The sequence below is a fragment of the Kitasatospora sp. NPDC057198 genome, from assembly GCF_042670125.1.
In the GTDB taxonomy this organism is placed as follows: domain Bacteria; phylum Actinomycetota; class Actinomycetes; order Streptomycetales; family Streptomycetaceae; genus Kitasatospora.
In genome coordinates this window covers 1-1,953 of sequence record NZ_JBHUWH010000796.1, presented here as the reverse complement: position 1 = coordinate 1,953, position 1,953 = coordinate 1, and the positions used below count along the sequence as shown (strand labels likewise).

General features: G+C 75.3%; 2 protein-coding genes. One reads left to right on the top strand and one right to left on the bottom strand.

Annotated features, from left to right (window positions below; translation table 11 throughout):
* Nucleotides 1-711 (bottom strand): hypothetical protein (locus ACFUEL_RS39100; protein ID WP_380242886.1); only part of this gene is annotated, 711 nt, incomplete at its 3' end.
* A 186-nt stretch (nucleotides 712-897) separates the two neighbouring features.
* Here ACFUEL_RS39100 and ACFUEL_RS39095 point away from each other — a divergent pair.
* Nucleotides 898-1,902: an aldo/keto reductase family protein gene (locus tag ACFUEL_RS39095; RefSeq protein WP_380242884.1), complete on the top strand. Its 1,005-nt coding sequence runs from the start codon at nucleotides 898-900 to the stop codon at nucleotides 1,900-1,902.
* Nucleotides 1,903-1,953 lie beyond the last annotated feature (51 nt).

Genomic DNA, 1,953 nt, shown 5'->3' with positions numbered 1-1,953 from the left:
GACCCGGGCTTCGTGGTCCTGCGGTCCGAGGGCGTGTTCCGGGATGCCGTCCGGGGCCGCCTGCGCCGTTGCGGCCCGCACCCAGCCGTCGGTCTCCGCCCGGCGGGCGGCGTCGGCGGCGATCCCGGCCTCGGCCTCGGCGGTCAGCGCCAGCACCCGGCGCGCGCCGTCCTCCTCCAGCACGTCCAGCACGGTGTCCTCGTCGGCGGCGGCCGCGATCAGTTCGCCGATCACCGCCTCGGGCACGTCGCGGTTCCCGAACGGCTCGCGGCTGGAGTGCCGTTGGGTGATCGCACCGGCCAACTCGGCGAGTTCGTACGGGACTCCGCGCGGCCCGAAGCGCACCACGGCGACCGGCCGGTCGGGGCCGGGCTCGTCCGGCAGCAGGTCCAACTCCTCGACGGGCAGGCCGAGTCGGGCCGCCGCCACGCGCAGGTTGAACAGTGCCGCGCCGATCGACAGCAGCATGGCGCGCCCGTCCGGGTCGGCCAGCGGCACCGCCCGCGCGGGGTCGGCGAACACCAGGACGCCGGGCCCGTCCGCGGTCGGCCGGAACCGCCAGGGCTGCGTGTTGTGCAGGGACGGCGCGGCTCCGGCCGCGGCCACCAGCTCCCGCAGTTCCGCCGGGCTCGGCCCGCCCGGCTCCCCGTCCACCGGCCCGCCCGGCATCCCCGCCCCGGGCGTCGCCGCCGTCGCCATCGACTCGGTCATCGCGGATCACTCCTCGCCGCATCCCCGTCGCATCCCACGTCTCCAGTGCCTCGATCCTGCGCCCGCCCGCGCCCCGCCGGTAGGGCCCAAGGACCCGGGCCCGACGGCCTCCGTCCCGACCTCCGCCGTCTCCCCCGCGCCACCGCCTCCACCCCTCCCCGCCGCCGCTGGCGTAGCGTACGGACCATGGAATTCCGCCACCTGGGCCGCAGCGGCCTGATCATCAGCGAGATCGCGTACGGGAACTGGCTCACCCACGGTTCGCAGGTCGAGGAGGACACCGCGGCCGCGTGCATCCGCGCCGCCCTCGACGCCGGGATCACCACCTTCGACACCGCCGACGTGTACGCCGAGACCCGCGCCGAGTCGGTGCTCGGGCGGGCCCTCAAGGGCGAGCGGCGCGAGGGGCTGGAGATCCTCACCAAGGTGTTCTGGCCGGCCGGGCCGGGCCGCAACGACCGCGGCCTGGGGCGCAAGCACGTCATGGAGTCGATCGACGGCTCGCTGCGCCGCCTGCAGACCGACTACGTGGACGTCTACCAGGCCCACCGCTACGACCCGTCGACTCCGCTGGAGGAGACCATGGAGGCGTTCGCCGACGTGGTCCGCTCCGGCAAGGCGCTGTACATCGGCGTCTCGGAGTGGACGGCCGAGCAGATCCGGGCGGGCCACGCGCTGGCCCGCGAGCTGCGCGTGCCGTTCGTCTCCAGCCAGCCCCAGTACAGCGCGCTGTGGCGGGTCATCGAGGGTGAAGTGGTGCCCACCTGCGAGGAGTTGGGCATCGGGCAGGTGGTCTGGTCGCCGATCGCGCAGGGCGTGCTGACCGGCAAGTACAAGCCGGGCGCCGAGCCGCCGGCCGGGTCCCGGGCCACCGACGAGAAGGGCGGCGCGAACTTCGTGGCGCGCTGGCTGCGGCCCGAAGTCCTGGAGCGCGTCCAGCTGTTGCAGCCGCTCGCCGCGGAGGCGGGGCTCTCGCTCGCCCAGCTCGCGGTCGCCTGGGTGCTGCAGAACCCGAACGTGTCCGCCGCGATCATCGGCGCCTCCCGCCCCGAGCAGGTCACCGAGAACGTCAAGGCCGCGGGCGTGAAGCTGGAGCCCGCGCTGCTCGCCAGGATGGACGAGATCCTGTCCCCCGTCGCCGAGTTCGACCCGGCCCGGACGGCGGAGAACGCCCCCACGACCCGCCCCTGAGCCCTGAACCCTGAACCGGGCCGGCCCGGGCCGGCCCGGCCCGGTTCAGGC